The 26684-nt window shown below is 61.3% G+C and carries 19 protein-coding genes and 2 pseudogenes; 16 read left to right on the top strand and 5 right to left on the bottom strand.

What is annotated here, in order from left to right:
- Position 1 precedes the first annotated feature (1 nt).
- From QZ648_RS08450 to QZ648_RS08470, 5 genes and pseudogenes are all read left to right on the top strand, one after another.
- Positions 2-637, top strand: a complete 636-nt coding sequence (locus QZ648_RS08450) for a phage tail protein (protein ID WP_169065099.1) — start codon at positions 2-4, stop codon at positions 635-637.
- A gap of 21 nt (positions 638-658) precedes the next feature.
- Positions 659-3619: a hypothetical protein gene (locus QZ648_RS08455; protein WP_291996709.1), complete on the top strand. Its 2961-nt coding sequence runs from the start codon at positions 659-661 to the stop codon at positions 3617-3619.
- 89 nt (positions 3620-3708) lie between these two features.
- Entirely contained in the window at positions 3709-3987 is a 279-nt protein-coding gene (locus QZ648_RS08460) for a hypothetical protein (RefSeq protein ID WP_169065101.1), read from the top strand.
- Between the two features lie 248 nt (positions 3988-4235).
- Entirely contained in the window at positions 4236-7595 is a 3360-nt protein-coding gene (locus QZ648_RS08465) for a DUF4157 domain-containing protein (RefSeq protein WP_291996711.1), read from the top strand.
- A 340-nt stretch (positions 7596-7935) separates the two neighbouring features.
- A pseudogene (locus QZ648_RS08470) lies at positions 7936-8148 on the top strand (zinc ribbon domain-containing protein); the annotation flags it as partial.
- A gap of 629 nt (positions 8149-8777) precedes the next feature.
- On the opposite strand, the gene QZ648_RS08475 reads toward QZ648_RS08470, so the two are convergent.
- Positions 8778-9128, bottom strand: coding sequence for a hypothetical protein (locus tag QZ648_RS08475; RefSeq protein ID WP_169065102.1), 351 nt, complete (start codon positions 9126-9128; stop codon positions 8778-8780).
- A gap of 348 nt (positions 9129-9476) precedes the next feature.
- Here QZ648_RS08475 and QZ648_RS08480 point away from each other — a divergent pair, with 348 nt between their 5' ends.
- The 4 genes from QZ648_RS08480 (at position 9477) to QZ648_RS08495 (ending at position 13220) form a co-directional block, all read left to right on the top strand.
- A complete protein-coding gene (locus tag QZ648_RS08480) occupies positions 9477-10751 on the top strand; it encodes a 2Fe-2S iron-sulfur cluster-binding protein (RefSeq protein WP_291996713.1) in 1275 nt (424 codons plus the stop codon).
- A 3-nt stretch (positions 10752-10754) separates the two neighbouring features.
- Positions 10755-11330, top strand: a complete 576-nt coding sequence (locus QZ648_RS08485; protein WP_366144099.1) for a hypothetical protein — start codon at positions 10755-10757, stop codon at positions 11328-11330.
- Positions 11327-12088, top strand: a complete 762-nt coding sequence (locus tag QZ648_RS08490; protein ID WP_291996714.1) for a cytochrome c3 family protein — start codon at positions 11327-11329, stop codon at positions 12086-12088. Before QZ648_RS08485 ends, QZ648_RS08490 begins: the two co-directional genes overlap by 4 nt.
- 208 nt (positions 12089-12296) lie before the next feature.
- Positions 12297-13220 carry a cation diffusion facilitator family transporter gene (locus QZ648_RS08495; RefSeq protein ID WP_169065105.1) on the top strand — a complete coding sequence of 308 codons (924 nt, stop codon included), beginning with the start codon at positions 12297-12299 and terminating at the stop codon, positions 13218-13220.
- Between the two features lie 422 nt (positions 13221-13642).
- Here QZ648_RS08495 and QZ648_RS08500 read toward each other — a convergent pair whose 3' ends face one another.
- From QZ648_RS08500 to QZ648_RS08510, 3 genes and pseudogenes are all read right to left on the bottom strand, one after another.
- Complete coding sequence (locus tag QZ648_RS08500; protein WP_291996715.1) at positions 13643-13978, bottom strand: type II toxin-antitoxin system RelE/ParE family toxin; 336 nt, start codon at positions 13976-13978, stop codon at positions 13643-13645.
- A complete protein-coding gene (locus tag QZ648_RS08505) occupies positions 13978-14253 on the bottom strand; it encodes a type II toxin-antitoxin system Phd/YefM family antitoxin (protein ID WP_291996716.1) in 276 nt (91 codons plus the stop codon). Before QZ648_RS08505 ends, QZ648_RS08500 begins: the two co-directional genes overlap by 1 nt.
- 142 nt (positions 14254-14395) lie before the next feature.
- Positions 14396-14584 (bottom strand): annotated as a pseudogene (locus QZ648_RS08510) (transposase domain-containing protein); the annotation flags it as partial.
- Between the two features lie 463 nt (positions 14585-15047).
- On the opposite strand from QZ648_RS08510, the gene QZ648_RS08515 reads away from it, so the two are divergent.
- Positions 15048-15224, top strand: coding sequence for a hypothetical protein (locus QZ648_RS08515; protein ID WP_291996717.1), 177 nt, complete (start codon positions 15048-15050; stop codon positions 15222-15224).
- Between the two features lie 404 nt (positions 15225-15628).
- Here the strand turns inward: QZ648_RS08515 and QZ648_RS08520 are convergent, their stop codons facing one another.
- Positions 15629-15904, bottom strand: coding sequence for a Fic family protein (locus QZ648_RS08520; RefSeq protein ID WP_366144108.1), 276 nt, complete (start codon positions 15902-15904; stop codon positions 15629-15631).
- 137 nt (positions 15905-16041) lie between these two features.
- Here QZ648_RS08520 and QZ648_RS08525 point away from each other — a divergent pair, with 137 nt between their 5' ends.
- From QZ648_RS08525 to QZ648_RS08550, 6 genes are read left to right on the top strand one after another with little or no spacing between them, the layout of a single operon-like run.
- Positions 16042-16296 (top strand): helix-turn-helix domain-containing protein, encoded by a 255-nt coding sequence (locus QZ648_RS08525; protein WP_291996719.1) that lies wholly within the window; start codon positions 16042-16044, stop codon positions 16294-16296.
- Positions 16296-19022 (top strand): DUF499 domain-containing protein, encoded by a 2727-nt coding sequence (locus QZ648_RS08530; protein WP_291996720.1) that lies wholly within the window; start codon positions 16296-16298, stop codon positions 19020-19022. The genes QZ648_RS08525 and QZ648_RS08530 overlap by 1 nt, the downstream gene beginning before the upstream one ends.
- Complete coding sequence (locus tag QZ648_RS08535) at positions 19022-20023, top strand: hypothetical protein (protein ID WP_291996721.1); 1002 nt, start codon at positions 19022-19024, stop codon at positions 20021-20023. Before QZ648_RS08530 ends, QZ648_RS08535 begins: the two co-directional genes overlap by 1 nt.
- A gap of 25 nt (positions 20024-20048) precedes the next feature.
- Positions 20049-23252: a DUF1156 domain-containing protein gene (locus QZ648_RS08540; RefSeq protein WP_291996722.1), complete on the top strand. Its 3204-nt coding sequence runs from the start codon at positions 20049-20051 to the stop codon at positions 23250-23252.
- Positions 23249-23749 carry a hypothetical protein gene (locus QZ648_RS08545; RefSeq protein WP_291996723.1) on the top strand — a complete coding sequence of 167 codons (501 nt, stop codon included), beginning with the start codon at positions 23249-23251 and terminating at the stop codon, positions 23747-23749. The genes QZ648_RS08540 and QZ648_RS08545 overlap by 4 nt, the downstream gene beginning before the upstream one ends.
- 9 nt (positions 23750-23758) lie before the next feature.
- Entirely contained in the window at positions 23759-26524 is a 2766-nt protein-coding gene (locus QZ648_RS08550) for an SNF2-related protein (protein WP_291996724.1), read from the top strand.
- The last annotated feature ends 160 nt before the right edge of the window (positions 26525-26684 follow it).

The following is a 26684-nucleotide window of genomic DNA, read 5'->3' on the forward strand; positions in this document are numbered from 1 at the left end:
CATGACAACCAAAAACGCCGCCTTCAACTATGCATCGCTGCTGCCCGAGTTGTTGCAGCACGCTGACTCGGGTTCGGGTTCCGACGGCGATGCCGCACCCCCGGCGACGCGCCTGCTCAAGGTCATCGATCCGATGTTCACGGATTGGGAGTGTCTGCTCGACCAAATCCCCGACTACTTCGACCCCATGCGCGCACGCGAGGATTTTCTGCCGTGGCTGGCCAGCTGGACTGCACTGGTGCTGCGGGCGGACTGGTCGCCGGAGCAGAAGCGAACGGTGCTTGCAAAGATTATCCCGCTGTATCGCAAACGCGGCACCAAGGCCGGGCTGGAAGAGTACTTGAAGATCTACGTGGGCGATGGCGTGTCGATTTCCGACGAACACGACCCGATACAGGTTGGCACGATTTCGACAGTCGGCGTCGATACTGTTGTCGGCGGCATGCCGCCGCACCTGTTTCACGTCAATGTCGCGTTCACGACGCCGGATCCGGCCGAGTTGTCCCGGAAGACGGAATCGGTGCGGGCGGTGCTCGATATCGAAAAGCCGGCACACACTTCCTACAGCCTGAGCATTTCCGGTCCGACCTTTCAGATCGGCGTGCAGTCGACGGTTGGCATCGATACCCTTATTTAGCGTTGTTGAGGAGGCGAAACCATGGCAATCCAGCGGCTCAATTATTTCACTGGCCAGTTTCTGCGCGAGGATGATTTCAAGCTTGAGCAGGACTACCACCTGTCGATGCGCCGAAAGCACAACAAGAGCGCGCATACGCCGGGAATCGTCTATGGTCTGGAAGTGGTTGCGGGCGCCAGCCAGGTGATCGTCAAAGCCGGCATGGCAATCGACAACGACGGACGTGAGATCGTCCTGGAGACGGATGCCATGGTGGCCATCAATGCGACCCATGCCAATGCTTACGTCGTGATCGCTCTCGAGGAGAAGAAGACCGATAAAGCCGTTGATCCCGACCCGATCAAGCTGGAAACGCGCTGGACGGAGACTGCGCTGCCGGCGGTGGTCGTCGACCTGCCGGCCGGCGCAGTCGGCCTGGCACAGGTTGCGGCCGTCGCCGGGAACGGTGCGGTGACCCTGAAAAGCGACTATCGCCGCATCGACTCGGCGCCGGTCGTGGGAGGCGACCTGACCGTTGGGCGCGACCTTACCGTGAAGGGCAACCTGGAAGTCCACGGGCAGACGACGCTGATCGAGGCCGACCAGATGCGTGGCAACGTCGTTCTCGGGGATGACGACACGGACACCGTGACCGTCGCGGGGAGCATACTCACCGGTCACAGCAGCGGCCAACTGCGGATCGATTCTCCGGTCACCATGACCGGCAACCTCGCCGTCCAGGGCAACGTCGTACTCGGCGACGCCGATGCGGACACCGTGACCGTCGAAGGAAGCGTGGTCACCGGACATACGTCGGGGAAACTGAAGATCGGTTCGCCGGTCGACGTGGTCGGCGATATTGCGGTCAGCGGTAGCGTGGACGGCCGCGATGTGTCCGCCGACGGAAGCAAACTCGATGGCCACGTGGCGAGCACCAGCAATCCGCACCTCACCACCGCCGCGCAGGTCGATACCCAGGGCGGTGTCGATCGTCTCGTCACCCAGATCAACGCCGGGAGCGGCGTCATTGCTGCCGCGCGCCTCGATGGCGCCATTGCCCGCGAGACGCGGTTCAACATCGCCACCGGTCACGGCCACGACGGCGCCGACAGCAAGAAGATATCGCCGTCCGACCTGGCAGGTGTCAGTGGCGACGTCACTGCGACCAACCTGAATGTCTTGACTGCCGGTCCGACTTCCAACGCTGCCGCGCTCCACACCCACCCTTTCGCGCCGGCTGACCGCAGCGTCACCCTCGCCAAGCTGGACCCCATCACCCGCTCCCGGCTGCTGAGAGTGCCGCTACTGGCCCAGATTTTCAATCCGCCGATGGCCGTATCCTTGGCATACTTGCCCGGTGGGATGGCATTTGACGGAACCCATTTTTGGGTGGCCAATACTGTTAGTAATGAGAATGCGGTCCTCAAGATCGACCCGACGACCAATCTCGTAGTGACTATCGTGGCTGTCGATTCCACCCCCTTCGGGTTGGCGTTCGGCGGTGGCTATCTGTGGGTGGCCAACTGGGGCAGCAATTCCGTGAGCAAGATCGATGTCGCGACCAACAGCGTGGTCGCAAGGATATCCGTGGGGTCGCAACCGAACGCCCTGGCGGTGAGTGGCGCCTTTCTCTGGGTTGCGAATTACTTTGGTGATAGCGTCAGCAAGATCGATATGGCGAAGGAGGCCGTGGTAGCTAAGGTTGCGGTCGAGTCGAACCCTGCTGGCCTCGCGGTGGTCGGCAGCTTCCTGTGGGCCGCCAACAGTGGTAGCGATAGCGTCAGCAAGATCGATATGGCGACCAACACCGTGGTGGCGATCGTATCCGTTGGCAGCCAGCCCAGAGGCCTGGCTGCCGCGACCGGAACGTTTCTTTGGGTGGCGAATAACAACTCGGGTACGGTGAGCAAGGTCGATGTCGGCGCCAATATAGTGGTGGCTACCGTTCCAGTAGCGAGCAATTATCCATCTGCGCTTGCCGTAATTGGGAGCTTTCTATGGGTGGGCGGGAATCAGGTCCAGAAGGTCGATACCAACACCAACACAGTGGTCGCCACTGTTCCAGCGCCTGTCGGGTTCTGGGGTGCTGCGATGCCGAGTGTTTCGGGATTCCTGTGGGTTGCTGGGTCGAGTCAGGTGACCAAGATCGACCTTGCAGCCAATACCGTTGCGGCGACGCTGTTGGCGGGGGAATCCCGGGGAATGGCGTTTGACGGCCTATATATGTGGGTGGCAGTCTATGGCAGCGCCCGGGTTCTGCAGGTCGACATCGACACCGGGCAAGTCGTGCGGACCGTGATGGTCGGTACAAGACCACACAGCGTCGTCTACAACGGGAAGCATGTTTTTGTCACCAACTTCGGCAGCAACAGCGTCAGCAAGATCGATCCCCTTACCGGCAGCGTGCTGGCCACCATCCCCGTTGGCGCGAATCCGGCCGGCATTGCATACAATCCATTTTATCAGACGCTATGGGTGGCCAATAGCGGCGACGGCACGGTCAGCGTATTTTACGAACACGCCACATCGCTGGCGGGGACCTTTAGCGTCGGAAGCAATCCGCAAGGAGTCGCATGTGAAAGTAATTATGTCTGGATCACCAACACCGGCGACAACACAGTCAGCAAACTGGGCGCCTGGGCTGACGGCCCCCTTTATGGCACGATCCCTGTTGGCGCGGCTCCACAGGCTATTGTCTTTGACTATTCCAACATGTGGGTGGCCAACACTGGCGCCAACAGCCTGAGCAAGATAGCCACTGATAGCACCGCCACCACCAGCGTAGCCTTGCCCGCAGGCGCCCTGCCGGCAAGGATGTGTTTCAACGGTACCCATCTTCTGGTCCAGTGCACCAATGGTCAGGGATATCGAGTCGACATATACACCAATACCGTCCTGCCGATGCTCCTTCCCTCGACAGGAAGCCACACTGGCCTGTTGGTCTTTGACGGGGTATCTATCTGGCAAGCAGGCAACGGCACGCTTTTGAAGGCACCAGTCTAGAATTGTGCATGCTGACTGCCGTCGCTGAATTGCTCTATCCGTAAGTTGCGGTGGTCAAGGCCGCCGCCAATTGTTAGGAGAATCAGTGTATGAACTATTACCGGATCACCTATTCCATCGACGACAAGAACGAACGTGTCTACCCGCAACCAATGAAGGGCGTGGTTTTCGTCATGACCCAGGACCACGCCAGCGAGCATTTTATGGTGGGTGGCACGGAAGCCACCATTGCTGAAGATGGGAAATCCATCGTTGCCCTGACCGGCAATGCGGCCGAGGCCTTGATCCAGGATTTGCGGGAAAGCTTTCCCAAGCAACCGCCGAATCCTTACCCGGGCGCGCCGTTTCCCCCTGCTCCCCGCCAGTGAACGGCAGACCGTGCGGCACGGGCCGGATCAGGACCCGCCAATGGACGTAGTGTAAGGCTCGCGGCACCACTGCCCGGTTGCGGGCGCCCGCGTCCCTTGATTTTTGGGGTTCGTTCAGGAATGCCTTGGGCTCCGGGGCCGATGGCAGGAGGTGAGAAAACGTGAAAGCGACCAGACAGGCGATACCGTCATCCTCAAGTCGTATACCCCGCACTTCCTCGCCGGCTAAGCCCGGACCGACGTATGTCGTGAATCCCGTGCGCGGTGGTCATCACGCCATCCCGGCGGGGCTGCGTAATCAGGTCCTCCAACCCAAACTCACGGTCAGCCACCCGAACGATTTCTACGAACAGGAAGCCGATCGTATCGCCGATCAGGTCCTGCGCATGCCCGAGCCTGCCTTGACGCGGCCGGGTATCGATCGGACACCGATCCGTCCGTTGTCGATCCAGCGTCTATGCCAGGAATGCGAACAAGACGAGGAACTGCAGCGGCAGCCCCAGAGTCCAGCAAGCGATAGCGAAAATTCCGGCCTCGATACCGTCGTCACCACCTTGCGTCAGCCCGGCAGCCCCCTCGATCCGCCTGCCCGCGCTTTCTTCGAACCGCGCTTCGGCGCCGACTTCAGTGCCGTGCGTATTCACACCAACACCCAGGCCAGCGAATCGGCCCGCGCCGTCAACGCTCTCGCCTATACCGTCGGCCACGACATGGTTTTCAACAGCGGCCAATACGCCCCGCACAGCGACGCTGGCAGACGCTTGCTGGCGCATGAGCTGACGCATGTGCTGCAGCAGGGAGGGGGAATCGCCCGCCAGCCCGCGGATGCCGGCACCGGCGCGGACGCCGGTGAGCCGATGGTCGAGACGAAGAGCGGCCGCCTCTCGGAGGCCGATGTGCAGACGCTGGCCGCGGTGATCTTCGCCGAGTCGTCGCGGACCGACCCGCGCGAGGACGCCGCGGTCGGCTACGTGCTGGTGGGCAAGATGAAGGGTGGCGCGTCGATCCAGAAGATCGTGCATCGGCCGCGGCTGTACGGCAGCGTGACCGGCTACAAGGGCAAGGGTTCGCGCGAGTACCGGGCCTTCATTGGCGACTTCGAGCCCGGGGACCCGACCGGGCTGCCCGAGAAGCAGCCCAAGACGATGCAGGCCTATGCCGTCCAGCTGACCCCAGCCGTCACCCGCTACCGGGCCCTGGCGCTGAGGATCCTGAACCGGGACGAGCCGAATCCGGTCGTGGGTGCGGTAGGCCAGGGCGGCATGATCGACCTGTTTTCGGACTATCCGGCGCGGGACGAGAACGGCAACTACATGGGTCATGCCGCGGATAACTACTGGGAGGACGTGAAGGCCAAGCACCGGTACTTGCAGATCGGCCGCTCGGTGTTTGTTTGGGAGAAGGCCGAGGACGTGCCGGGGCAGGGTGCGGCGAACCGGGCCAAGGCCCCGGACACGCCAAAGACCGCGAAGAACCCGGCGCTCCCGGAGGCGCCGCCGCTGCAGGTGGCACCGAAGCGTGAGACCCTGTTCAGGCAGGTTGCCGCCGCCGGCACCGCGGCCAGCCCGCCGGCCGCCAAGGCAGATGACGCTGACGCCCGGCGCAAGGAAGTGCTGCGCTGGGCCGAGAGGCTGTCGGGCCTGCCCTATGCCTACTCGGGCGATGACACGGTAGCGCAGATCGCCCAGAAGCAGCGCCAGCTGGCCGACGAGATCGCCGGCCTGAAGGCCAAGCTGCACGCGGGCAGGTCTGCCAAGCAAGCCAAGCCCACCAGCGGTGACGCTGGGGCGTCGGGCGGAGACGCCGCCGAGAAAGCCCTGAAAGCGCTCGAGCAGGCCGAGAAGACCTCGGCCGAGCTGGCGGGGCAGTTGGCCGCAGCCAAGGAAAGCTGCTGGCAGAAGACGCTGCGCGCCCTCATCGTGGACAAGACCGGTCCGGCGTCGAACGAGCTGCTCACCGCCCTGCGCGACTATGGCGTCGTCTGCAACACATACACCGAAGCCGTGATGCGCCTGTCGGGCTACCATGACTTCCCTCTCACCGGCCAGATCTACCCGCCACAGTCCGAGCGCTACGAGGAGATCGACAAGGAGCGTATGCTGAAACGTCGCGGCTTGCCCGGTTGGGGCCTCCAGTGGGCCGAGCGCATGGTCGACTGGGCGCTCGCCAACGGTACGGTGGTCTACGATAGCGCGAGCCCGCCGGCCGCGATGGCCGCACCCGCGGCGGGCGATATCGTCCTGTTCCTCCGCCCGGGCGGCAACGCCTACCACGCCAACATTGTGGTGGCAGAGGCCGGCGACTCGTTCAATTTTATCGGTGCCAGCCGTCCCGGCCGCCTCTCGGGCCGCGCGCTCAGCACGCCTTTCAAGAGCTATGCCGAGAGGTTGCCGAGCCGTGGCGGGCCGCAATCGATCCCGCAGATCATGGGACAGGACCGGTACGCGTGGATCTTGCGGCCCGGCCGGGCGCGGCCGGCCCTGGCCGACGAAGCCGCGCCGGACCCCCCGTTCAATCCGAATGAAGCGGTGCTGCACCGCCATGCCACAGAGGGTGCGGGCGGTGGTGCCGTCAGCGCCGGGGTCGAACGGTCGATCCGCGGCCTGTCTGGTCACGGCGACGCACTGCCCGCTGGCCTGCGCGACTTCGCGGAGGCTGGTCTCGGGCAGGCGCTTCCCGACGTGCGTATCCACACCGGCCCGCGGGCCAATGCGCTCGCCCGGGAGGTGAAGGCCGATGCATTCACGGTGGGGCGCGACGTGTTCTTCGGCGAGGGGCACTTTGCGCCGCAGACTTGGCGCGGCCGGCGGCTGATCGCCCACGAACTGGCGCACGTGGTGCAGCAGGCTGCCGCGCCGGCCACGACCCTGTATCGCTTCACGGCCGAACTTGGGGATGGCAATGCGATCCTCATCAGGCCCGAGCCGAAGGACACCGATGCGGACCTCGACCGCGTGCTGGGTCCCGGCATCCAGCCGCGCAGGATCGCGGGTCGCAGCCGCATCGACGTCACGGCCTGCTTCCCGCCGGGTGTCGTCAAGGCGATGTCCATGGGCCCGTTGAACTGCAACGACTTCGTCCGCCGGGCGCGCGGCGAGGTCGCGCCGGGCACCCGGCCGCAAGTCGGCGACCTGCTGCCGCGCGTGCTGTGGGAAGAGCTGCTGAAGAAGGGTTACCGGATCCGCAGCATCGGGGCCGTGCAGCTCAGCGGCCGCGTCGAGACCGTGACAGAGACCAGCTGGAAGCCGTTCGAACCGCGCATGGGCGACCTGGTGTTCATGAACGGATCGATCCACCTCAAGGGCAACGCGAAGTCACCCGATCGTGCCGGCGACAACTTCACGGTCGACTGGGATCACGTCGCGTTCTTCATCCTGCGCAGTCGCTACGGAGTGGAGTTTCACCTCGCCAAGGACGGCGACGAGAACCCGGTAGGCATCTACCACACCGGCATGATGCCCGAGGACCCGGAGGCACCGGAGGCCCAGGGCGCCTACGTGAAGGGCGCCACCACCCTCACGGCCTACCTAGCCGCGTTCGATCCCGATCCAGCGCCGCCTGCTGGGACGAAGCCGCCGCACAAGGAAATGAAGCCCAGGAGGCCATAACTGCCTGGGCAGAATCGATGCATGCCCACGCGGCGGGTCGCGCGAAGGCGCGGCCCCCCAACGGATCTTCCTCGGCGCTGTAAGCGCAATTCTGCCGCATGCATATGATTTTTATCAAAAATGCGGCAACCCGCAGACAGTGCGCTCGGCCTACGCGGCGCGCTGCTCAACTTTTGGCTTGGTGGGGAAGGTCAGACCGAGAGCAGTGAGGATCTTCGCTTGCTGTTCGTCCGGGCGCGGGAGAGAAACGTGGCGCTGGCTGTCGCGGTGGGTGCTGTAGAGATAGGTCAGGCGTCCGAGCGCCGTTAAGGCGTCGGCGGGGGTGATGGTCGCCGCGAGTCGTGCCCTGTCTCCCTGGCACACGACCAAGAAGAGCAACGGGCGCCGCTACCGGTACTACATCCCGATGCGTGACACCAAGGAGCAGGCGGGCGCGTCCGTTCTGCCACGCTTGCCGGCGGCAGAGCTGGAGTCGGCGGTGCTCGAACAACTGCGCGGAATCCTGCGCGCACCGGCCCTGCTCGGCGACCTGCTGTCGCAGGCCTTGACGCTCTCAGGAATTGACCCACTTTTGCTCACAAAAACGGACCCGCCTGGTCGTCATGGCTATGCGCGCGAAAATGCCGCGCACACAGCCATTCCCGAGCGTACTCGCCTCGCAGCGGCGTCAACGGTACGCTGCGCCGGGCTGCAAAAACCGCAGCCCGCCCTTGACCCCGCTCCGAGGCGAAAACCTGGGTGTTGGCGCGCGCCAACGGTGGGTCAATTTTCGTGAGCAAAAAAGGGTCAGTTTTCGTGAGCGTCGAGGCGCAGGCGAGTAAACTGGATCCGAGATCCATACCTGTCTAATGCCGTCCACAAGTGCCATGTCGGCTTACTGATCACAAAGCTGACGGCCGCAGAACACTGTTGTCACGCGGCAAGTGGACCGAAGGACCTATTCGCGTCTCAGCGAACCCGATTATCAAGGTGCCGGTTGCGATGTCTGCTTTCTGCAAACCCAGAGCTTCTGCAACCGATCGCGAGCGACTGACGGTTGAGACCAGCGGACACGTTGGCCAGCATCGTCCCGCGCATGGTCACCGGCCCCGCTACCGGATCGGTCGCCTGCGTTTGACAACGAACTTGCTCGACCACGGCGCTGGTGGGTGTGGCAGTTTTTACGTGACACTTATTGCCCGCTTAGAAACCACGACCACCACCAGGCCCCATGCCGCCGCCGGGACCCATGCCGCCACCTCTGGCCGGCGGTTCGGCGGGCAGTGTCACACCACGCGCCTTGGCGCGCTCCTGCATCTGCTCATGATGTTCCTTGCGGAGCTGTTCTCGTTCCTCTGTAGTCGTCGTGGCCCGCATTTTCGCGCGATGTGCCATCTGCTCGTCTTGCGTCATAAGTTGGCTGCCATAGACTTGCTCCTGCGTCTGAACTTGAGGCTTTTCCTTGATCGCTTGCGGATCGCCTGCCAATGCCCACCCGGCAGACAATGACAAAGTGCTTACCAAGGCCGATAGAACCCACGTTTTCCGTTTCATGATTTACTCCTGTGCTGAGTTGTCTGGAGCGGATGAGCATAGCCACTGCAACCCTGTTCAGTGGATAGGCCTGATCCTGCAAAGCGACAGGTGCGCAGATGGCGCACCTCCTGCGGCTGACGCCAAACACTCCTCTCGATGGGCATCGCGTCGCCGACCACACAAACCAGAAAGCATGCACCGCTTACTCTGGTGAGGCGTCCGTTCAGGCCCTGTTCACCTGCGGTTGCTAAAATCACTGTAACCGACAGGGGGAGGGAATCAAGGTGTTTCTGAAGAATGGGCGCTTGGGCGGCGTGACCGCTCTCCGCGCGATCGTTTCCGTTTGTTCTCAGCGAACGTAGCAAGATGACTTCTCTCCACTTGATCCTCTGGATTGCGTCGGGAATCGTGCTGCAGGTGGCGATCTATCTGGGTGTCGGCTTCTGGCGTCACTGGCAGGAGTATCAGGCATTGCGCGGCCGCGCCGTGGAGTTCAACCTGCCCGTCAAAGCCACTTCTCCGACGGCGGAGAGCGACTTGGCCAAGGCTCCCTGGCCAGGCTTCCGGACGTTCAGGGTCGAGCGCAAGGTGACGGAGGATGTCGCGCAGTCCGTCTGCTCGTTCTACCTCCTGCCGGAAGACGGGCAAGCGTTGCCGCGTTTTCTGCCAGGACAGTTTCTGACCTTTCGCCTTGACCTGCCGACGACGGCGGGCACGGAACAGGTCATCCGTTGCTATTCGCTGTCGGATGCGCCTCGCCCCGATAGCTACCGCGTCTCGATCAAACGGATACTGCCGCCAGCGGGGAACCAACTTCCAGCAGGGCGCTCCTCAAATTTCTTCCACGACCAGGTGGGTGTTGGCAGCCTGCTCCAGGTACGTGCGCCCGCTGGACATTTTCATATCGACCGCAGCGACGCACCTGTGGTGCTTATCGGTGGCGGCATTGGCATCACACCGATGCTAAGCATGTTGAACTGGTGCGTGGTCGAACAACCGGGCCGCGAGGTCTGGCTTTTCTACGGTGTGCGCGACGGCAGCGAGTTGGTGATGAGATCGCATCTTGCGGCCTTGGCAGAAGCACATCCGAACTTCCACTTGTTGTTCTGCTTCAGCCAGCCCCTGCCGGAAGAAGTGGTCGGACGTGATTATCATCATCAGGGCCGCATCGATCTGGCGCTGTTGCGCCTGAAACTTGCCCTCAAGCCCTACCACTTCTATATTTGCGGCCCCGCCCCGCTGATGGAAAGCCTGGTGCCTGCGCTCGGTGACTGGGGTGTGCCCGACGCCCACATCCACTTCGAGGCCTTTGGCCCCGCGTCGGTCCTCCGCAAGCAAGCCGAAACCAGCGCTGCCACGATGCCACGGAACGCAGTGGAGGATGGCGACATCGTCGTCACCTTCGCGAAGTCTGGCAAACAGTTTCCGTGGCAACCCACTGCCGGCAGCTTGCTCGCCTTCGCCGAGGCCAACGGCATTCCGGTCGACTCCGGTTGCCGGGCTGGCGGCTGCGGCACCTGCCAGACGACCATCCGCGCCGGTGAGGTGACCTACCGTCAGCCGCCGGACTACGATCCAGAACCGGGCACCTGCCTGCTCTGCGTCTGCACGCCCAAGACCAGCGTCACCCTGGAGGTATAGATAATGACCTCGCTCTGGCGTCAGCATGTTCTGCCCTTCTCCCTGCTGGTGGGTCTGCTGGCCGCGGCGACTCTGGCAGGCGACTACCTGCTGCATCGACTGAACCTGGTGTGGGTCGGCCGCTACATGGGCATTCCGGGAACGATCCTGATCATCGGCTCGCTGGTCTATTCGCTGCGCAAACGCAAGTTCATCACGACGGGGAACGCGAAATCCCTGCTTACCCTGCATGAGATCGGCACCTGGCTCGGTTCGCTGATGGTGCTTATCCATGCCGGCATCCATTTCAACGCCATCCTGCCCTGGCTGGCGACAGTGGCCATGGGCGTGAACGTGATCAGCGGCATGGTCGGCAAGCTGTTGCTGGATCGCTCGCGCCGCCATCTGCAGGGTCAGCGCGACAGCTTTCAACTGCGTGGTCTGTCGCGGTCAGAAGCGGAGCAGGCCGTGTTCTGGGATGCGGTAGCAGTCGATGCGATGACGCTGTGGCGAAAGGTGCATATTCCGATCTTCATCGTGTTCGCCACCTTGGCGCTGGGCCACATCATCAGCATCTTCCTGTTCTGGGGCTGGATATGAGCCGTATCGTCAAGATCATTCTGGCGGCCAATTTGATCGCGCTGGCGATTCTGGCTTTCGTCTATCCGCAGTTGATGGTCGCACCAGGAAAGCTGATTCCCGGCCACCAGCAACTGGACGCCGATTGCTTTGCCTGTCACACGCCCCTCATGGGAGCTAGTTCCGAACTCTGTATCAGCTGTCACAAACCGGCTGATATCGGTCGCCTGACAACTGTCGGCCTGCCGATCGCCAAGCCGCTCACCACGACCCCCTTCCACCAGAAGCTCGCCACTCAGGACTGCGTCGCCTGCCATAGTGATCATGCGGGAGTGAGGCGTTTCCGGCAGCAAGGGCGCTTCAACCATGCCTTGCTGAAGAAGGACACGCTCCAGCAGTGCCAGTCTTGCCACAAGGCACCTGCCGACTCGCTGCACCAACAGATCAGCGGCAACTGTAGCCAGTGCCACAACCAGGAGAAGTGGCTACCGGCAAGCTTCGATCACAACAAGTACTTTGTCCTGGACCGCGACCACAATGCGCGCTGTGTGACCTGTCATCTGGGCAATGACTACAGCCGCTACACCTGCTACGGGTGCCACGAACACTCGCTGGCAAACATTCGCCGCAAGCATATCGAGGAAGGTATCCGTGATTTCGACAATTGCGTCGAGTGTCACCGCAGTGCCGACGAGGATGACATCAAAGGCAGCCACGGGGAAAGGGAGGGCAAGCGCGATGGGAAACGTGGCCGCAAGGAACACGATGACGATGACTGAACCGGTCGTCCCCGCTTCGTCCAGGCAACTCGGCACGTGCGGAGAATCCGCCTAGAAACCAGTCCGTCCTCATCGTGGCGCTACTCGACCCTCACACCTTTTCCGGGGCCTTCGACGAAACGACAGAGAACACTGACAAAGAAAATATTGCGCCGCGCGTGCGCCGGTGCCTGCCGGTGCTCACCATCATAGTGAAGGTACCCGAGTAATGGAAAGCACTACCACCCTTTCCCCGTCGCTGACACGCTACGCCTGGCTGTCGATCGCGGCGGCCATTGCCACCATTCTGCTGAAGGGCGTGGCCTGGTGGCTGACCGGTTCGGTCGGGCTGTTGTCTGATGCCATCGAGTCATTCGTGAACCTTGCAGGGGCCTTGATGGCGCTATGGATGCTGACCTTGGCGGCGCGTCCAGCGGACGACAATCACACCTACGGTTACAGCAAGGCTGAATATTTCTCAAGTGCTTTCGAGGGTTGCCTGATCCTTTTGGCGGCTGTCAGCATCGGCTATACGGCCATTATCCGCCTGATGCATCCTCAGTCGCTCGAAGCCGTGGGGGTCGGACTGCTGGTTTCTGTGGTCGCTTCCGTGATCAATTTCGCGACCGCGAGGATCTTGATGGGTGTGGGTCGAGAACACAATTCGATCACTCTGGAAGCCGATGCACATCACCTGATGACCGATGTGTGGACCTCGGCGGGGGTCATTGCCGGCGTCGGCCTGGTCTGGCTGACTGGCTGGCTTTGGCTCGATCCGGTCATCGCGCTGCTCGTTGCGGCGAACATCGTCTGGACCGGCCTGCAGCTGGTGCGGCGCTCCGCCGCCGGCCTGATGGATGTATCGGTACCGGCGGAAAAACTTGAGCAGATCGAAACGCTGTTGGCGGGGTATCGCGCCCAGGGGCTGGATTTTCATGCCCTGCGCACTCGTCAGTCAGGCAGTCGTACCTTCGTGGTCTTGCACGTCCTGGTGCCGGGTAACTGGACGGTACAGGAAGGTCACACCTGGGCGGAGCGTATCGAGGTCGAGATTCATCATTTCTTGCCACGGGCGCACGTCACGACCCATCTGGAACCATTGGAAGACCCCGTGTCAATGATCGACCAGGAGCTTGATCGACCGCGCTTCTAAACAGAGCCAGAGTCGGGGGCAAAAAACGCCCTTTTCCGATAACTGCGGTCGTGACCAGCGTTGTTGTTTCCATCGCCCACCAATGCCATGAGTCAACCGCTTGATTGAACCACCTATAAGCCGTTTATTTTTAATAGGCCAATTGCGAGCGCTCGTGGACTTCGGGCCTTCGGCGGAGATCGAGGCGGAGAGAAGAATGCCCCGGAGAGAGTGAAAACGGCCAAATTCGGGTGCCCGCGGGAAAACTCGAAGTCCACAGGAATCCGCACACACCCGCGCAAACACGCGGGAGCGGGCAAAAAAAACCAACCCGACGAGGGGTTGGTCTTCTTGTCTGGTGGTGCGTAGTTCCCTGGAAGCAAACTCGCTATCGGGGCATGTGAGGACTGGTGAGGGTAGCTGCGGAAAACTGCGTTCGGCCGTCAGGCCCCGAGCAGACGGCGCGCAAGTAACGATTGCATGTCCCGCCGACCATCGGCAATCACATAAATGAAGACCTTCTGGCCCATGACGCGGTAGATCACTCGATAGGGCTTGAAGGCGGTCTGCCTATAATCCCGGATGCCGAGGGCAATCAGTTCCTTGGGGTAGGCACCACGCTCCGGGAAGGCAGTCAGGCTCTCTACAACCTCCAACAAACGATCAAGGACGTAATCGGAATTGGCCTTGCAGTCGAATTCAGCGATGTAGTCGTAAATCGATTCGAGATCCTGCTCGGCACCCGCGGTCAGCACTACCTCGTACTTGGGCACAGCCATTACTTGGCTGCCGGTTTGGCCCGCAACCTTGCGACAACATCACCCACGGGCTTTACTTTCCCAGCTTCAATCTCCGCGTTGCCCAGGGCGAGAATTTTCAGCAGCGCCAAGGTTTCCTGCGTTTCTTCGTAGGAAACGACATCCTGAATGACCGCCTTGGCTTCGCCATTCTGGGTGATGACGAGCGGCTCTCGCCCCTCCGTCAGCCGGGCCAAGACTTCGGCGGCGTTTGCCTTGAGATAACTGATGGGTTTGACTTGCGACGAGTAGCGCACTGCCTGCCTCCTCGATATGATTGAGACTTAATATAGTCCTTATTCAGTCTTGCTGCAACAGCTGATCAATCTGCTCGCGCACCCAACCAACCAAAGCCCAGATGTTGCTGCTGCGTAACCGGTACCTCTGCGGCGTCAGGCCTTACGTGCCGCGGCGGTGCAAAGGCGCGCCAGGCGGATGGGCAGCGAAGAACTGCGTCCAGAGTCGAGGGGTGAGTTCCCGGAGACGCTCTGCGGGATGGTGGCCGACGCGCGGTAACACGTCGACCAGGTAGTCGTACGGATCGATCCGGTGCAACCGACAGGTGGCGATCAGGCTGTGGATGACCCCGAAGCCCGCTGGGAAAGGCGGGATGCGACTCGAAGTACACGCGCTGCTGCATCATTCCATCCTGCCTTCAACGAAGCCCGCCCGCAAAGGCGGGATGCGACCACTCCTGGCGCTGCGCGAGTCGTTCGGAGTCGATCCTTCAACGAAGCCCACCCTCCAAGGGCGGCAAAAACCCTCGCCGCCGGACGGGCTCGGACGCTGGCCGCAAAACGCCGCAACCAGCCCAGAGCCATTTAGCATCTTAGCGTTTCCGACGCGGTCAAGAGTGCGCGACGCCGGGCTTTGCCCGCCCTTGGCAGCGCCCTCCGCGCTCACGATGCTCCCGTTGTTGGTTGGCGTGTGTGCGGGGCAGTCGAGCGTAGCCGGTGCCTCCACACAAAACGTCATAGACACTACAACTGCAACGGGTTGACTTCGACTCTCGGCTACAATCCACTGGCAGCGGTTGCTCGACGAGAGCATCGTGACAAGCGGGTCGGACATTGCCCGTCAGGAGGGTCTGAATCCGACCACGGTCTGGGAACTGCTTCGGCTGACGCTGCTGTCGCCGGCCAACGTGCAGGCCATCCTCGCCGGTCGGCAGCCAAAGACGCTGACGTTGACGCTGACGTTGACGCTGACGCTGGCTGAAGAACCATGAGTTGCCGTCGGATTGGGATGCGCAGCGGGAGGTATTTGGGGCGTTTGACACGTAAGGCGAGTTTGATACCCCGCCGGTAGGCATTATTGATTCACAACGGGTAGTCAAAAAAAACAATAAAAACAATGATCCAATCCTACGGCTACCCGAAGGATGAACGGAGAAAAGGGAGGATTCCGGGTGGAGATGGGCAGGAAAAGGCGCCGGTGACCACTTGCCGAGCCAAGGCATCAGCACCGGGAACCCCGCCAACACTGGCGTTGCGGGCAACAAAAAGCCCCGACCGAGAACGGAAGGGGCTTCGTGTCTGGTGGTGCAATCAACCCCTGGATCACAACTCGCTATCGGGGCATGTGAGTACTGGTGAGGAACGCTGGGGGTAAGAACGGGTGGCCCCAGTAATTTCAGCCCGTGCCAGGGCCGGGATGTGTTTCCAACCAGCGGTGCCCGAGGGTAGTTAGGCGATAGCGCTGATTGCTACTGCGTGGTTTGTCAGGCACGGTCATCTCGATTACTCCAACGGCCAAAGCCGGTTTAAGGTAGGCGTTACGGAAATGATCCTCGTGCTTAAGCGCCAGCGCTTCCTGAATGTGTTGCCGAGGCATCTCACCATCCAGGACGCGCAGTAGCCGCTCAACTTCCCCGGTGACTTCCCCGGTAGCTTGCTCGGTAGGCGTGATGCCCCCCTTGCCAGGGGGTGGCTGGGCAAGCGGATTACGAACGAAATCCGGTCGTCATACCGATTCCAGCGATTTGTCATTTTGCACTGAAAATTTTTCACTATTCTGTCGTCGTTTGTCCTAAATTCGCAGTCACCATGCCAACAGGTACCAGCGAGGATCAGATCCTTACCGTCAAGCAGGTCGCCGACTACCTGAAGGTCACGGAGCGGACGATCTATAAGCTGGCAGCGGCCAAGAAGATCCCTGCTTTTAAGGTTGGCGGGACGTGGAGGTTTTCACGTGCAGACATTGACACGTGGATCAAGCATCAGTCGATGGAAGCGCTTGATGCGGGCCGTAACGACACTGCTTCGGCCAAAGGTCAATTGGATCAAGGTGAGCGAAAATAATGCTTGGACTGACGCTACGAGAAGAATTCCGGGGCAAGCGCCTCAAAGGGACAGCCATTGAGCTTTCCAACGAAACGAATACCGGCGCGACGCAGATCGCTGCGAAGGAGTTTCTGGAGATCACGTATCCCACCCACGACCTGTTGAAGGGGATCGAGGCCGTCGGGCCAAACCAGGGGCGACCGGTGGTGGTCATTGGTGAGCGGGGGCTCGGCAAATCGCACATGATGGCGGTTCTCTACCACGCAGTGAACGATGCGACCTCGACAGGTGTGTGGCTGAACTCGTGGGCCACCACCTTGGGCAATCAGCAGATCGGCAAGATTGGGCTGCGCAGCGGAATGACGGTCATCGGCGAGAGTCTTCACCGGCAGCGCTACAAGTTTCTATGGGACTTGCTGTTCGAGCGCCATCCCCACGGCACCTACATCAAGGGCAGGTGGGAGGGTATGGGCGCGGCCAAAACCGACATCCCCTCCGACAAGCTGATTCTCGAGCTGTTGCAGCTCGCCCCGACGATGTTGCTGCTGGACGAATTCCAGACCTGGTACGACGGCCTGACCAACACCAAGCAGTACCCCTGGAAGAACTGGGCGTTCAACTTCATCCAGATCCTGTCCGAGATCGCCAAGGAACATCCGGAATTGCTGGTGCTTGTCATCTCGGTCCGCAATGGTGGCAGTGACGCCTATCAGCAAGTGCATCGCGTCAATCCGGTCGCCATCGATTTCATGGCGGGCGGCAATCCCGAGCGGGTACAGCAGGATCGCCGCCGGATGCTGTTGCATCGTTTGTTCACCAACCGCCTGCAGATCACCAAGCTTCAGATCGCTTCGCTCATTGAAACTCACGTGACCGAGAGCCTGCGGTTGATGGAGGTACCTAACGCTGAGCATGAGCGAAAGCGGAAGGAATTCTTGGTCTCTTGGCCATTTGCCCCACATCTGCTGCGCCTGCTAGAAGAACAGGTACTGATTGCGACCGACGCGCAGGAAACGCGCGACATGATTCGCATCCTGGCCAACCTCTACAAAAGTCGTGGAGAGGCAGCCCCGGTGCTCACGGCTGCGGACTTCCGTCTTGATGACGATGCGTCGGGTATCGGCGCGCTGCTGGACTCCGTCTCCAACCAGCACCATCGCACGCTGCGCGCGAAGGCCCAGCAGAACATCATTGCGGTTACCGAAGCGGTATCCGACCACGCCCACCTTGCCCCGCACCTTCAGGAAATTGTTGGAGCTTTGTGGCTGCGATCCATTGCTGTCGGTAACTTAGCTGGCGCCGAACCGGAAACGCTGCAGGTCGACATCACGCGCAAGAAGGCCATCGACGACAACGCGTTCCAGGTCGAACTGGACACTATCGTCGAGAACAGTTTCAACATCCACCATGACGGCCCCCGGCTGGTCTTCAAAGAAGAAGAGAACCCTCGCGCCAAGCTGATGGCTTGTGCTCGCAACGACAAGCTGTTCACCGACGGTTCCGACCAAGCCCAGCTTGCCAAGCAGGTTCGCTACGTGATCGGAGGCGCCGACGAGGTCCCCCAGACCTTCCGTGTGATCGCGCTGCCGAAAGCTTGGCAAACTGATCCCTGGTCAACTCTGGATGACGCCGAGCAACCGGAACGTTGGGACAACCGCCTGCCCATCCTAGTGCTGCCAGATGAACCGGACAACATCGACCAGCGCCTTGGCCGTTGGATCAAGGATCACCTGCAGAAGCGCCGCAACACTATTCGATTCCTGCTGCCGAGATCCGGCTCCGCAAATGCCTTTCAAGACCGCGATCTGCTGATCCTCGCGCGTGCCGAAATGAAGGCGCAGGAGTGGAGCGGCCAGAACCCTGAGTACAAGAAGCTTCATACCGAATTTCAGGGTGCGCTGCGCGACACCCTGAAAAAGCGCTTCGACCGTTTCGCGGTGCTGCATCGCTGGAATTTCGCCGATCCGAATCAGTGCGTGTTCAGTGTCGAGAGCCTGAAGAAGCAAGGTGCTCAGATCCCTCCGGGCATCGAGGAGGCGCTGACCAACGACCTGTTCGTACCGGAGGACTTTGAAGATCTCGTGCTCGAAGCTGCCGCCGACAACTCGGCGCTTGGCAAGCTGCTGCGCGAACTGCAAGAGCCTCGCCCTGCGGGTCAGGACTGCATCCCTTGGCTTGGCGAAACCGCTATGAAGGAACGTATCCTGCGCCTGTGTACGCGGGGCAAGATCGCCATCAATTTGCGCGGCCTTGAGTACCTGCAGACCCACCCCGGCGAGGATGAAGATTCAGCCTGGAAACGCCTGCGTCCGAAGCTGTCCTGTACCGGCCGCCAGCTCGACGAAGTGTTTCTGATGGAGCCCTCGGCAGCACCCACCACGGGTGGCGCGACGCCCCCTGCGCCCCAGCCGCCGACTGGCGGCAACGGGGGCGATGGCGGCACAACGCCACCTCCTGCGAGCGGCGAAACGACACCGGGAGGTGGCACGCCGCCGCCGGGTGGCGGGATCTTCGGCGGTGGTTCCAGCACTGGCGGCAGGCCTCGCATCGTCCTCAGCAACCCCGCAACCTCTCCCTTGAATCTGATCGGAAAGATCGAGGGCTGGGGCATTGGCCCGGCTACCCCGGTCACCGAAGTCTCGATCAAGGTGTCGGCAGCGACTGGCGCGCAAGTCAAGGAACTGCTCAAGAAGCTGCCCGACGGCATGACCTTCGAACTCAGCCTTGAGAAGGAAGACAACTGATGGCACTTGACGCCGGGGTATTGAACAGCCTGACCAAAGGCTCTGCCGAGAACGCGTGGCGTGTCATCATCGACAGCGCCGTCGAGATTGCGTCCAAGCCCCTGGCTGCGGGCAATGCACCCAGCGAGGTCATCAAGCGCGACCGCGACATTGGCACTCTTGACCATTTCCTTTCCTCCAGCGGCTGGGATTTGTGGCAAGCCTTCGGCCAATCTGAAAAGAGCCGCGTCGAACGCACCTCGGATCGTCTGGCTCGCTGGTGGGCCGAGCCCTACAGTGCCAAGGCGGTGCTGGTGCTGGATGGCCTGTCTCTGCGTGAACTGCCTTGGCTGCTGCAAGGTGCCAAAGAGCGCGGTTTCACGCTGCACGAGGTGTCTGCCAACGCATCTGAACTACCCGGTGAAACCAACCAATTCGCGCAGGCGTTGGGCTTCAGCAGCCGCAGCCAGCTTCAAAACAACGGCGGCGGACTTGCCCACAAGCTGCAACCGACGCATACCGAGTGTGTCGATATGCCGTGGAAGGACTGCGAGAGTCTGATTAACGGCTCGCCGAACTGGGTGTTCTGGCACCACTGGCCCGACAGCAAGGTTCACGACGGATCAGGCGCGGGCCAGGGCCTCGACACGCTGACCCGCGACGCCGCGGATCAACTCAGCGGCGATGACTTCTGGTCTTTCGTTGAGCGCTTGGCCACCGGGCGGCGTCTGGTCATCACATCCGACCACGGCTATGCAGCCACAGGGTACTTCCCTGACGCGGATGGCGAGGTCGGCCAGTTCCTCAAGAAGACCTTCGCCAGCGGGCGCAGCACCAAGGGCACCGGTGAGGCCGGCCCCTTCGTGCCACCAGTGGCACTCCAGATCAACAGCCCGCACGGCGCTCATCTCCTGGCCGTCGGCCGCTGGAAGTGGAAGAGTCAAGGCGGCTACCCTACGTTGACACACGGCGGCCTCTCATTGCTCGAAGTGCTATCGCCCTTCGTCGAGCTCACGAAATAACACAATTACGTAAAGGCGCCGCCGCATGGCAACCAAAAAAGAACTGCTGGCGCAAGAAGTCACCAAGGCCGTCGGCGCAGGCAAGGCGGTCGCGCTTGAAACGGTCGATTTCAACGATCCGAATCGTCTCAAGACCTGCCTGGAAGTCGATTTCCCGATCCTGCCGGTCAATCAGGTGGCGATCATCGAGGGCAACGCGGGCAAGCCGATCTACCAGATGTCGAAATGGTGGGCACGGCGTCGCTCCAGCGTGTTCCGCTCGATGCTGATTGCGGCAGCCACCAAAGCCCCCGAGGACAAGTCGCACGCGGCCAAGCTGGTGTGGGACAACTACTACGCCAATCACCAGAAGAAAGGTGCGTTCAAGCACCTGAAGGTGGCCGACATTTTCATGGGCGGTGGCACCACGCTGGTGGAAGGCTCACGCCTCGGAATGCAGATGGTCGGCAACGACCTGAATCCAGTCGCGTGGTTCGTCGTCAAGCAGGAGCTGGCCAACGTCGAGTTGGAGCAGGTGAAGAAGCTGCTTGCCGACATCGAGACCGAGGTCAAGCCGCAGATCATGCCGTACTACTACTGCGACGGCCCGGAAGGTGAGAAAGGGTCGTGGACGCACCTGCGGACCAAGAAGATGATGCCCGCCGATTTCGACCCGCTGGCTATTCCGCGCGACGAGCGCAAAGACTACCGCTACGAAGGCCCGGAGGTCATCTACACCTTCTGGGCCAAGCACGGCCCTTGTCAGGTGACAGGCTGCGGCCACAGGACGCCGATCATGACCAGCCCGGTGATGGCGGTCAAAACCATCAGCGTCAAGCACTGGGAGCATAGCTGCAGCAAATGCGGCGGTGAATTTCACGTTGAGGAAGACGCAGCGCGCATGGCGCCGGATTCGCCACTGTATGTAGCACCTTCCGAGCATCCGTTCTCCGTGCTCGACCGCAAGAAGGGCGTGATCTGCCCGCATTGCGGCCATACGGCGATGGTCAACCTCGGCAAGGGCAAGAACAAGAAGGTCGAATTGAGCCTGCTGGTACATCCGCAATGGCTGGCCGGTTCGCCCAAACAGGATGCGAATAGCCAACCCTACGGCGGCTCGGCGCAGGACGATGTGGCCGCGACCACGCGGTGGGACAGTGAGCGCGCATCCAAGATTCGCCTGCTGGAGGTGCGCGGCACGCTGCCGGATCGTGTGACCTGCCCGGAAACGAAGATCACCTTTGCACCGGAAAGCGGCACGGTGCCGAAAAAATCCCACTACGCCTGCGCGGCCTGCGGCACGGTACAGGATGTGTTGACCACCATCAAGGCGACGGGCAAGACCGGGCCGATGGCGGCCTACGCGGTGCAAGGCTACGCGCCCAAGCGCGATGTGGCGGGCAAACCCTACAGCGGTCGCTTCTTCGCGGCCTACGGCATAGCGCACGCGCGGCAGTACGACACCTCGTTCGCTGAATGGGAAGCGCGCAAGGATGACGACCTCAAGGAATACTGGCCGCGCTCTGAACTTCCCTACGGCTTCATGACCCACCACCTACAAGGTGGCGTTCCGAATCACGGCTTCACCCACTGGTGGACGATGTTCAACCCGCGCCAGTTGCTGGTGCACGCACAACTGCTCAAGGCCATTGTCGAAATCGGGAACTACGACTGGAAGGTGCGCGAGTATGTGCTCGGTGGCTTCCAGCAGTATCTGCGTAACCAGAGTTTGTTTGGTTTCTGGAACCCGCAGCGGGATACACCCGAGCCCATGTTCTCGAACAACAACTACCACCCGAAATCAACAGTGGTCGAGAACTGCGTTTTCCCTGCGCTGGGCCGTGGCAACTGGGCATCCAGCTCCGAGGGCATCCTTGAAGGCCGCGATTGGGCAATTAAGCCATGGGAAGCGGTGAGCATCGAAGCGTTGACGCGCCGCGACCCAGTGTTGGCGGAGCAATTGAGCGGCAAGAGCGAAAAGGTTTTTCCCGGCGATCCAGTGCTGGATGTAGCCGTGCATCAGGGCTCGTCCACCGATCTGGCGCAGCTTGAAACCGGCAGCCTCGACTTGGTCATCACAGATCCGCCCTTCGGTGGCCTGCTGCACTACTCGGAGCTGGCCGACTTTTTCTACGTCTGGCTGCGCTTGGCGCTCAAGGGCAAGTACCCAGCGATTTTCGGCGCGGAGTACACGCCCAAGTCGCTGGAGGCCGTGGCCAACCGCGCCCGAGAGCCTGAAGATCCGGATGGCTTCTACCAGCGGCTGCTCACCCAATGCTGGCGCGAGGCCCATCGGCTCCTGAAACCGAGCGGCATCCTCGCGTTCACCTTCCACCACAGCGAAGACGAGCCGTGGGTCGCGGTGCTGGAGTCACTCTTCGATGCGGGGTACTACCTCGAAGCGACGTACCCTATTCGCTCCGACGAGACCAAGGGCGAAGGCGAGTTCGGCTCCAAGACCATCGAGTACGACATCATCCACGTTTGCCGCAAGCGCACCGAAGAGCCCAAGCCCGTTAGCTGGGGCCGGATGCGCCGCGAAGTGATGGCCGACGTGCGCCAACTGCAGGTGATGTTGGAGAATCACGCCAAGGAAGGCCTGCCTGCCGCCGACATTCAGGTGATCCGGCGCGGTAAGGCGCTGGAATACTTCTCGCGCCACTACGGCAAGGTCTTTGTGGACGAGGGGCGCGCAATCTCGGTCAAAGAAGCGTTGGTCGGTATCAACCAGCTCATCGACGAGGACGCGGACAAGGGCAAAGAACCGCCGCCCGTCAATGCCGAGCCGATGACCCGCCAATTCCTCCGCACTTTCGGCAACGCAACCGAAATGAAGCGTGACCAGCTCCAGAAATTTCTCAAGGGCTCGATCACCACGCCCGACGAGTTCGAACAGCGTGGCTGGTGCTCGGAGAAAAGCAAGGTCGTCACGCGGGTGAATCCGCTGGATTTTGCCCGCGACTGGTCTGGCAAGCACAAGCGCAGATTGACGTCCGATTTGGATCAGGCGCTGGTGCTTATCGGTGCGTGCTTCGATGGCAGCGCTATCAACGCCTCCGACACGCTGAAGAACGAAAACTTCAAGCCCCACGTTGCGCTCAAGCCTTTGCTGGAATGGCTGCACAAGAACGGCCCCGATCAAGCTAGTCGCAATGCGGCCTCGCGCGCGGTCTCGATCTACAACGGCTGGGCGGCGACTCAGGCGGCCAAGCCGACGCAGGGCACGCTGTTTGAGGAGTACGAGCTATGAAGCAGCTGCTCGACACGGTGTGGCAGCGGCGCGGCACCAGCTGGATTTGGGACGAAGAGGCGCGCAATCAGGTGTGCGTGGCTCGCGAGGTCTGGAGCCTGCGCCAGTTCGTACAGGCGGTGGGCAAATGGCCCGAAGACCTGCCAAGCAATGGCAACAACACACTCGTCGTCGCGGGCTTGGAAGGCGGCCTTGATCTGCTGACGCCAGAAGATGCTGAGACGTGGCTGGGCGATTCGATGAAGCAGGCGACCCTATCGTTCCAGGACGCCTATGACGGACAGGCAGCCTTGATCTTCTGGCTGCCCTCCGGTCAAGGGCGCATCAAATTTCATCCCGCCACCGATTCCGTCGAGTGGCGTTGCGCCGCACCGCACAGCGACCGCCTGCTCGCGTTCGGCCGCATTCTGTGGGGCGAAGCCAACGAATATCCGCAGGAGATCCTGCTCCGCGAAGGCAGCAAGCCTGCTGGCTTGTTCCATTTGCGGATCACCTGAGGTCGGCGGGTGGAAGTAGAGACTCAGCTACAGCCCGGCGAAAGGATCACCCATCAAGAGCATGGCCAAGGCGTCGTGCTTGACGCCGTTCGCGAAGGCTATCTGCGTGCGTTCTTTGGGGTTGGCGAGCGCCGTGTACCGGTCGGCTCCATTCGCCGCGCGCTCTCACGAACGGAGCGCATCTTGCGCGCTGTGGACGGTGGCGCTGAGCGTGGTCGCAAGGCATGGCTGTCATACGAAGCTCATGCGCTGCCCATCATGGAGAGCGCATCGGCGCTCACGTCGGCCAAGATCGACTTGTTGCCGCATCAGGTGGTGTTGACACACCGTATCGCCACCGCGTCCCCTCGGCGGTATCTCATCGCCGACGAGGTCGGGCTGGGCAAGACGATTGAGACGGCGTTGATCCTGCGCGAGCTGGCAAGCCGTGGCGAGCTGCATAGGGCGTTGATGATCGTGCCGGCCGGTCTGGTGAACAACTGGCATCGTGAATTGAACGAGGTGTTCAACCTGGAGTTTGAGGTGTTCGGCTCAGAGGGAGACATCACTGACCGCAAGACCAATGCGTTTGCCAAGCATGACCGGCTGATCGCCAGCATCGACACATTGAAGCGCCCATCGCGTATCAAGCGCTTGCTGGATGCTCCGCGCTGGGATCTGGTGGTGTTCGACGAAGCGCACCACCTGACGGCCTTCCGCACCGGCGGCAAAATTCGCAAGACCGAGAACTACAAGTTGGCGGAAGCCATCAAGGAGCACAGCCGCGACCTGCTGCTGCTGTCAGCGACGCCGCACCAGGGCAACCACTTTCAGTTCTGGATGCTGGTGCAGCTGCTGAACCCGACGCTGTTCAGCAGCCCTGAAGAAATGCTAGAGCACCGGCACCGCCTGAACACGGTGATGTTCCGGCGCACCAAGGCCGATGCCTGCCAGCCTGACGGATCGCCGCTGTTTGCTCGGCGGTGGGTGCATACGGAATCGTTTGTGATGGGTGCCGAGGAGCGCCTGTTCTACGAGAAGCTACGCGGGTACCTCGAAGACGGCTTCAACCTCGCGAAACGTCAGGGTGGTAAGGGACAGGCGCTGGGCTTCCTGATGGCGATCTTCCAGAAGATCGCCGCATCAAGTTTTGCGGCGGTACGGCGGACGCTGAAACGGCGGCTGCTGATGCTGACGCTGCACGAGGCCTTTCTTCGCGACAAGGACTTGGATATCGAAGGACGCGAGCGGCTGACCGAAGAGGCACGGGAACTTGTTCATGACGAGTTCGGGTTGGCGCGAGATAACCTGGGGCGCAGCGAAGTAGACCGGGTCATCGCCGACCTGAAGTACCGCTTGGTTAAGAAGCTGGATGCCGAAGCACTTGAGTTCATGGCCGATCCGTACGGCAGCGAGGTTTCAGCCAGGAACGCCGAGGAGGCCGCAATCTCCGCCGTGGAAATGCATCTGCCAGAAGAGCGGCTTCGTATCCGCGACCTCCTGGCCGTCTTCCCGCATGAGCGGGAATCCAAGGCGCAGAAGCTGCTCGATGGGCTGGGCGTGCTTTGGCGGCAAAACGCCAGCGAGAAGATCGTCATCTTCGCCACTTACCTCGGCACAGTTGATCTGCTGGCCCGTGAGATTGAACAGACCTACCCTGGGCAAGGCGTAGTGGTGTTGCGAGGCGGCGACCATGGAGCCAAGGTCGCAGCGGAACGACGATTCCGCTTGAAGGATGGCCCGCGAGTTTTGGTATGCACGGCTGCCGGGCGAGAAGGCATCAACCTTCAGTTTGCGCGCATCCTGTTCAACTTCGACCTGCCATGGAACCCTATGGACATGGAGCAGCGCATTGGGCGCATCCATCGCTACGGCCAAAACCATACGGCGCAGGTTTACAACCTCGTGCTGTCGGACACCATCGAAGGCCGCATCTTCCTGTTGCTCGACGAGAAGCTCACCGAGATTGCACGCACTGTCGGCAAGATCGATGATCAAGGCAACGTGGCAGAAGACCTGCGCGCGCAGATTCTTGGGCAGTTGTCCGAGCGGCTCAACTACGACCGCCTGTATCAGGAAGCGCTGTCCGATCCCGAACTGAAACGCACTCAGGTGGAGCTTGAGGCTGCCCTGTCTAATTCGCGCGAAGCGCGGCAGGTGGTGTTCGATCTGTTCCAGGACCTGAATGGCTTTAGTCTCGATGACTACAAACCGTTTTCGGACGTGTCCTCTGGCCTGGATCGGCTGGTGCGCTTCCTGTCGGCGGCGGTAGCGGATCACCAGCAGCGGCTCGTCAAAGTGGATGACGATACATATGACCTTGTGACGGTCGAGGGTGCGCGCCGCGTCAGGTTCACTTTGAATCGAGAGACGGCCACCAGCAATGACAACGTGGATTTGATGGGGCTGGATCACCCGCTGGTGCAGGAAGAGCTTGGTCGCTGGCGCATCGTGCCGCCAGAAGATCTTGGAATTGCCGTTGCGGCCGAGGTTGACGGCACAGTACTGCTGTCGTTGTGGGTGGTCGAGGCTTCCGGCAAGAACGGCGAGCGCCGTGTAGTAGTTCAGGCAATAGCGGTCAAGCAAGACGGCACACGTGTACCTGCGGTGGAGCGGCAGTGCGAGCGATACCTGCAGTCGCCGCCCACTCTCCCAAGGTTTTCGCTGGAGGAGCGGCTTGACGTATTCTCACAAGCAGTCGAGCCGGCGCTGCAGCGGGAGCTCAAGCACAAGGGGACGGCGAATGGTGACGGAAGCTACTCGGCGGAGTTGATCGGGTACGTTGAGGTTTGCTGAGCCAATGGCTACCTTAGTGTTGCCTAGTGAAATCAAATGCAGTCGCCTATTGATCGAGCAGCGCATTCATTCTGGTGTGTTCACCAACAGACGGAGGACGAGATGAAAGCGGAGTAGACTGCCTCAACCCCCCTGTGCCAATATGACCTGAGACACCTAC

Source organism: Candidatus Accumulibacter sp. ACC012, from assembly GCF_907163155.1.
In the GTDB taxonomy this organism is placed as follows: Bacteria; Pseudomonadota; Gammaproteobacteria; order Burkholderiales; family Rhodocyclaceae; genus Accumulibacter; species Accumulibacter delftensis.

Excerpts from the sequence above, each read along its gene's own strand:
- QZ648_RS08525 (WP_291996719.1), top strand. The coding sequence starts at position 16,042 with ATGCCAACAGGTACCAGCGAGGATCAGATCCTTACCGTCAAGCAGGTC.
- QZ648_RS08495 (WP_169065105.1), top strand. The coding sequence starts at position 12,297 with ATGGAAAGCACTACCACCCTTTCCCCGTCGCTGACACGCTACGCCTGG.
- QZ648_RS08540 (WP_291996722.1), top strand. The coding sequence starts at position 20,049 with ATGGCAACCAAAAAAGAACTGCTGGCGCAAGAAGTCACCAAGGCCGTC.
- QZ648_RS08530 (WP_291996720.1), top strand. The coding sequence starts at position 16,296 with ATGCTTGGACTGACGCTACGAGAAGAATTCCGGGGCAAGCGCCTCAAA.
- QZ648_RS08485 (WP_366144099.1), top strand. The coding sequence starts at position 10,755 with ATGACCTCGCTCTGGCGTCAGCATGTTCTGCCCTTCTCCCTGCTGGTG.
- QZ648_RS08545 (WP_291996723.1), top strand. The coding sequence starts at position 23,249 with ATGAAGCAGCTGCTCGACACGGTGTGGCAGCGGCGCGGCACCAGCTGG.
- QZ648_RS08475 (WP_169065102.1), bottom strand. The coding sequence starts at position 9,128 with ATGAAACGGAAAACGTGGGTTCTATCGGCCTTGGTAAGCACTTTGTCA.
- QZ648_RS08500 (WP_291996715.1), bottom strand. The coding sequence starts at position 13,978 with ATGGCTGTGCCCAAGTACGAGGTAGTGCTGACCGCGGGTGCCGAGCAG.
- QZ648_RS08455 (WP_291996709.1), top strand. The coding sequence starts at position 659 with ATGGCAATCCAGCGGCTCAATTATTTCACTGGCCAGTTTCTGCGCGAG.
- QZ648_RS08480 (WP_291996713.1), top strand. The coding sequence starts at position 9,477 with ATGACTTCTCTCCACTTGATCCTCTGGATTGCGTCGGGAATCGTGCTG.
- QZ648_RS08450 (WP_169065099.1), top strand. The coding sequence starts at position 2 with ATGACAACCAAAAACGCCGCCTTCAACTATGCATCGCTGCTGCCCGAG.
- QZ648_RS08535 (WP_291996721.1), top strand. The coding sequence starts at position 19,022 with ATGGCACTTGACGCCGGGGTATTGAACAGCCTGACCAAAGGCTCTGCC.
- QZ648_RS08490 (WP_291996714.1), top strand. The coding sequence starts at position 11,327 with ATGAGCCGTATCGTCAAGATCATTCTGGCGGCCAATTTGATCGCGCTG.
- QZ648_RS08460 (WP_169065101.1), top strand. The coding sequence starts at position 3,709 with ATGAACTATTACCGGATCACCTATTCCATCGACGACAAGAACGAACGT.